The 6259-nt window shown below is 51.2% G+C and carries 5 protein-coding genes; 4 read left to right on the plus strand and 1 reads right to left on the minus strand.

The window, feature by feature from the left end:
• Window position 1: 1 nt before the first annotated feature.
• From DXA15_RS07420 to DXA15_RS07435, 4 genes are all read left to right on the plus strand, one after another.
• Window positions 2-1264, plus strand: coding sequence for a uroporphyrinogen decarboxylase family protein (locus tag DXA15_RS07420; RefSeq protein WP_187386417.1), 1263 nt, complete (start codon window positions 2-4; stop codon window positions 1262-1264).
• Between the two features lie 18 nt (window positions 1265-1282).
• Window positions 1283-1918 (plus strand): corrinoid protein, encoded by a 636-nt coding sequence (locus tag DXA15_RS07425; RefSeq protein WP_128133628.1) that lies wholly within the window; start codon window positions 1283-1285, stop codon window positions 1916-1918.
• Window positions 1919-1922: 4 nt separating this feature from the next.
• Window positions 1923-2477 (plus strand): hypothetical protein, encoded by a 555-nt coding sequence (locus DXA15_RS07430; RefSeq protein ID WP_233566962.1) that lies wholly within the window; start codon window positions 1923-1925, stop codon window positions 2475-2477.
• A 121-nt stretch (window positions 2478-2598) separates the two neighbouring features.
• On the plus strand, window positions 2599-3603 hold the full coding sequence (locus DXA15_RS07435; RefSeq protein ID WP_128133629.1) for a uroporphyrinogen decarboxylase family protein: 1005 nt from the start codon (window positions 2599-2601) through the stop codon (window positions 3601-3603).
• Between the two features lie 64 nt (window positions 3604-3667).
• Here the strand turns inward: DXA15_RS07435 and DXA15_RS07440 are convergent, their stop codons facing one another.
• A complete protein-coding gene (locus tag DXA15_RS07440) occupies window positions 3668-5857 on the minus strand; it encodes a glutamine synthetase III (RefSeq protein ID WP_128133630.1) in 2190 nt (729 codons plus the stop codon).
• Window positions 5858-6259 lie beyond the last annotated feature (402 nt).

Raw genomic sequence — 6259 nt, forward strand, 5'->3', positions numbered from 1 at the left:
CATGAATATGACATCAAAACAACGTGTTCAAAACGCATTGAACCATAGCACCCCCGACCGGATACCGGTGGACTTCGGAGCCACTTCCGTTACCGGTATCCATTGCAAGGTCGTGGAGGCGCTGAGACAACATTACGGACTGGACCCTCACCCCGTCCGTGTCATCGAACCCTTTCAGATGCTGGGTGAGATAGAGGAGGATTTGCAGGAAATAATGGGTATTGACTGTGTCCCCGTCTTCGGACGCAAGGATATGTTCGATATCGACGAAACCCAATTACACGAGCAGGTTACTCCCTGGGGGCAAAAAGTAATGATTGCCTCCGGAATCGACCTGACGACGGATAAGGAAGGCGACGTGTACATTTATGCCGGTGGTGACCGTTCCTATCCGCCTAGTGCCATCATGCCTTCGGGCTGTTATTTCATCAACGCGACGGAAAGGCAGGAATATGTGGACGACGAGGCCATTACTCCGGAGGATAACCTGGAAGAGTTCGGCCCTGTTTCCGACGAAGATTTGCAATACTATAAAAAGACTGTGGAGCAGGCCGCAGCAACCGGAAAGGCCGTTGTTGCGAGCTTCGGCGGGACGGCTTTGGGCGATATCGCTTTCGTGCCCGGCATGGGATTGAAGAACCCGAAAGGTATCCGCAACGTGGCCGAGTGGTATATGTCGACCGCCATGCGCCGCGACTATGTGCAGACGGTCTTTGAGAAACAGACCGATATAGCTATCGCAAACTACCAACGGTTGTGGGATACTGTCGGAGAGAAGGTAGACGTGGTCTTCACCTGCGGGACCGATTTCGGTACCCAGGATTCCCAGTTCTGTTCATTGGATACCTTCAGGGAACTGTGGCTTCCTCATTACAAACGGATGAACGACTGGATCCATGAGCATACTACCTGGAAAGTGTTCAAGCATACCTGCGGGGCTATCCTGCCGATTCTTCCCGGTCTGGTGGAGGCGGGTTTCGATATCATCAACCCGGTGCAGATTAATGCGAAGGATATGGACCCTGTGGTCCTGAAAAAGGAATACGGTAGCCAGGTCACTTTCTGGGGCGGCGGTATCGATACCCAGCGTATCCTGCCGAATGCAACACCCGAAGAAGTGCGCAGCCATGTTTTGCAGGAATGCGAGATACTGGGAAAAGATGGAGGATTCATTTTCAATGCCGTTCATAATATCCAGGCCAATGCGCCCGTCGGGAATGTGGTGGCAATGATTGAAACCCTGCGTGAATTACGGAATCAATAATTTAAAAGAAATAAAGTTATGGCAGATTTAGAGAGTTTGTATGAAGCTATTTTGAAAGGAAAACTCGATGTCGCCAAGGCAGTGACAACCGAGGCGATAGCAGAGAATGTAGACCCGCAACTGATTATCAATGAGTATATGTCGCGGGCCATGGAGGATATCGGAAAACGTTTTGAGGAAGGAAAAGCCTTTGTCCCTGAACTGTTGATGGCGGCCCGTGCCATGAAAGGGGCGCTCGACCTGTTGAAGCCGCTGATGAAAGGAGCTGCTTCGCATCGGTTGGGCAAGGTGGTAATCGGTACGGTGAAAGGCGATTTGCACGACATCGGAAAGAACCTGGTCGCTTCCATGTTGGAAGGTTGCGGCTTTGAAGTGATAAATCTGGGAACGGATATCTCTTCAGAGAAATTTATCACGGCGATCAAGGAAAACCAGGCGCAGATTCTTTGTCTTTCCGCCTTGCTGACCACTACGATGAATTATATGCAGGAAGTGATCGACACTCTGGAAAAGAGCGGTATCCGCCAGGAGGTGAAGGTCATGATTGGCGGTGCCCCTGTATCCGAATCGTTTGCCCGTCAGATTGGAGCCGACGGCTACAGCGATAATGCGAATGCCGCCGTGACGCTGGCAAAATCATTGTTATCCGCTTAATTGTATGTTTGATTGTAATTTGGATTTTAGCACGTTATCCCTGACGGCAAACGACCTGTTTGCCGAGATGGGATACGGCAACACGGCCCCGGAAGAACCTGTGGAGGCACTGGCCCTTTCCATGCTGAAAGAGGCTTCTTCCCGGACTGTTCCCCGTTGTACTTTCGGCCTGTTCGACGGTACGGTGGATGACGGATATGTTACTCTGGATGGCGGAGAACCCTTTCCCGTAGGGGGAACTATCGCTTCCCTGCTGAAAGGCTCCGAACGGTTCGCCCTGTTTGCCGCCACGGCCGGGATGGCTTTTCAGGAATACCAGGACAGCCTGAAAGCGGAGGGAGATATCCTGAAATGCTTCATTGCCGATATTATCGGGACCTGCATTGCCGAGAAAGCCGGCGACCAGATGGAACGCCTGCTTGAAAAAGAACTGGGAGGCGAACGGCATACGAACCGCCTGAGCCCCGGCTATTGCGGTTGGCACCTCACCGGACAGAAAACGTTGTTCCGGCTCATGGGAGGAGCCCCCTGCGGCATCAGCCTGTCTGATGTCTGCTGATGACTCCCATCAAGTCGATCAGCGGAATAATCGGTATCGGTCCGGAGGTAGATGAGAAAAAATACGGTTGCCAGTATTGTGAACTGGAAACCTGTTATAAACGAAAAAGAAAGAAGAAATAATGGAAATACAAGAATGGTTGCAAGAGACAATCAGGCAAAAAGAACGTAGGGCTATCCCTATCATGACCCATCCGGGCATTGAACTCTGTGGGAAAACAGTGAGAGACGCAGTCACCAGTGGTATGGTGCATGCAGACGCTATCTGCCGGTTGAACGAGCAGTATCCTTCGGCCGCCCCGACCGTGATTATGGACCTGACGGTAGAGGCGGAGGCTTTCGGAGCGAAGGTGGTCTTCCCCGAAGACGAAGTGCCCAGCGTAACGGAACCGCTGGTATCCGATAAGGAGTCGATTGATAATTTACAGATACCGTCTCTGGATACAGCACGTGTCCCTGAGTATCTGAAAGCGAACCGTCTGACAGCGGAACGTGTGAAGGACAAGCCTGTCTTTGCCGGCTGTATCGGTCCGTTTTCACTGGCAGGACGTTTGTTCGGTTTGTCCGAACTGATGATTGCCCTTTATGTGGAGCCGGAGAACATCACTGTCCTGTTGGAGAAATGTACCCGTTTCCTGATCGATTACTGCCGTGCGATTAAGGAGACAGGCGTTCATGGCGTGATAATGGCGGAACCGGCTGCCGGGCTGATTTCAAATGAGGATTCGCTGCTTTATTCGACGACCTATGTCCGCCAGGTGGTGGAGGCCGTGCAGGACGAACATTTTATCGTAATCCTGCATAACTGCGGAAATGCAGGCCATTGTACGGAGGCTATGGTTCAGTCGGGAGCGGCTGCACTTCATTTCGGCAATAAGATCGATATGCAGGATGCCCTTGCCAACTGTCCGGAAGACCGTCTGGTGATGGGGAATCTGGACCCGGTCGGTCTTTTTAAACAGTCCTCGTCAGAAGAAGTATATACCGCGACTATGAATCTGTTACAGCAGACCAAAGCATGGAAGAATTTCGTTTTGTCGACAGGTTGTGATGTCCCGCCCCATATTCCGGCTGAGAATATCGAGGCATTTTGTCAAGCACTTATTGATTTTAACAGGTCAATGTAAAAAAGGGGAGGTGTATCAAAATAAACTTTTGATGCACCTCCTGTTATTTTGGATTCTGTTACTTTTACCGGATGAACAGTAGTTCGCGGTATTTCGGCAACGGCCACATCTGGTTGTCCACCATCAATTCCAGTTCGTCGATATGTTCGCGTATATCATCCAGGAACGGAACGACCGTGTCATGATAAGCGATCGCCTTGCTGCGGTAGTCGGTGATGACGTTTGCCTTCTTGCGGGCTTCGATCATCTCGTCCGTCATGCGTGTTACGGCATTTACGTGCTTGGATATTTTGCGTACCAGGCGGCGCGGTTCGGCAGACAGTTCCTCATATTCTTCCGGACTGAACGTCTCTTTCAGCTTGGTGATATTGCTCAACAGCAAAGACTGGTAATGCAATACGACCGGGATGATATGGTTCATGGACAAATCTCCCAGGACGCGGGCTTCGATTTGTACTTTCTTGATATAGATTTCCCATTTCACTTCGTTGCGGGCTTCCAGCTCCTTTTCGCTCAGTACGCCTGTTTCCCTGAACATGCGGATTACTTCCGGCTTCAGGTAAGCGTCGTATTGCAATGGAACGCTGTTTTCGCAATCCAGGCCGCGGCGGGCAGCTTCCGCCTTCCATTCGTCGCAGTAACCGTTGCCGTCGAAACGGATGGGTTTGGATTCTTTGATATAAGCCTTCAATGTTTCGAAGATAGCCACTTCCTTGCTCTTGCCTGCTGCCTGGAGCGCTTCCACGTCCTTCTTGAACTGTTGTAACTGATAGGCTACGGCAGAATTGACAGCCAGCATGGCCGAACCGCAGTTGACGGACGAACCCGGAGCACGGAACTCGAAACGGTTGCCGGTGAAAGCGAACGGCGACGTGCGGTTGCGGTCCGTATTGTCCAGCAGCAGTTCGGGAATCTGCCCGAAGCCGAGGCTCAGGCGTTTCTTGTCGTCCACCTCGATGGCATCTTCAATCGAACTGTTTTCGAATTTATCCAGTACCTCGCTGATTTGTGTACCCAGGAAGGACGAGATAATGGCGGGAGGCGCTTCGTTGGCCCCCAAGCGGTGGGCGTTGGTTGCCGAAGCGATACTGGCTTTCAGCAGTCCGTTGAATTTATAAACGGCCATCAGCGTATTGACCACGAATGTGATGAAACGCAGGTTGTCTTCGCGGTCCTTGCCCGGCGAGAACAGGTTGATGCCTGTATCGGTTCCCATCGACCAGTTGCAATGTTTACCCGAGCCGTTCACACCCATGAACGGTTTTTCGTGAAGCAGCACGCGGAAGTTGTGGCGGCGTGAAACACGTTTCATGACCGACATCAACAACTGGTTATGGTCGTTGGCCAGGTTACATTCTTCGTAGATGGGCGCCAGCTCGAACTGGTTCGGGGCCACCTCGTTATGACGGGTTTTCACCGGGATGCCCAGCTTGTAACATTCCACTTCCAGGTCTTTCATGAACTCCTGTACGCGTGAAGGGATGGCGCCGAAATAATGGTCGTCGAGCTGCTGGTTCTTGGCACTTTCGTGCCCCAGCAACGTGCGTTCCGTCAGTGAGAGGTCCGGACGGGCGGAGTAAAGCTCCTCGTCCACCAGGAAATATTCCTGTTCCCAGCCCAGGTATGTGATTACTTTGTGAACATCTTCATTGAAATAGTTGCAAACCGCTTTCGCCGCTTTGTTCAGTGCTTCGACAGAACGTATCAGCGGTGTTTTGTAGTCGAGAGCCTCGCCGGTATAGGCGATGAAGACTGTCGGGATACAGAGGGTGTCGTCTACAATAAATGCGGGGGAGGAGGGGTCCCAGGCAGAATAACCGCGGGCTTCGAACGTGTTGCGCAGCCCGCCGTTGGGGAAGCTGGACGCATCCGGTTCCTGCTGTGCGAGCAGTTTGCCGCTAAATTCTTCAATCATACCGCCGTTACCGTCGTGTTCGACAAAAGCGTCGTGTTTTTCGGCTGTCCCGTCGGTCAGGGGCTGGAACCAGTGTGTATAATGGGTAACTCCTTTTTCCAGTGCCCACATACGCATACCGGCTGCCACATGGTTGGCTATTTCGCGGTCGATAGGTGTTCCGTTATCAATGGCGTGGGTCAGGGCTTTGTACGTTTCCTTGGAGAGATACTTTTGCATAGCCTTGCGGTTAAATACGTTCTCGCCATAGTACTCGGATACTTTCTGTTTGGGAGTGACGGCTTCTACGGCCTTACGGTTGGAAGCTTTCTCCACTGCATTAAAGCGTGAGATTGACATATGGATTATTTTAATGTTTTACCGGCTGCAAAGATACAAGCAAATCTTCATTTATGCTTTCAACGGGTAGTTAAAAACAATTTCATGGAACATTTTGGTAGCGGCCGGGGATAAATTGTCCGGCGGGTTGCATGGAATAAAATTCTTCTGTCCTATCTTTGTGAAAAGCGAAGGCAGACAAAACAAACCCCGGGAATACGAATCCCCCGGGGTTTCGTATTTAGAAAGATTTGAACTATTAATTGTGTTGCTATGGCGACTGGTTGTAACTGTCTCCCCTCTTGAGAGGGGGGAGGGGGTGTGTTAAAGCCAGTCAATAAAACAAGCCTTGTAACAGGTTTATTTGCCGTCTGCTTCAGCTGACGGATTAGTAAAGGATCTATCTCATTGGACTTTAGTCCC

It is taken from the genome of Parabacteroides sp. AM58-2XD (genome assembly GCF_003463685.1).
In the GTDB taxonomy this organism is placed as follows: Bacteria; Bacteroidota; Bacteroidia; order Bacteroidales; family Tannerellaceae; genus Parabacteroides; species Parabacteroides segnis.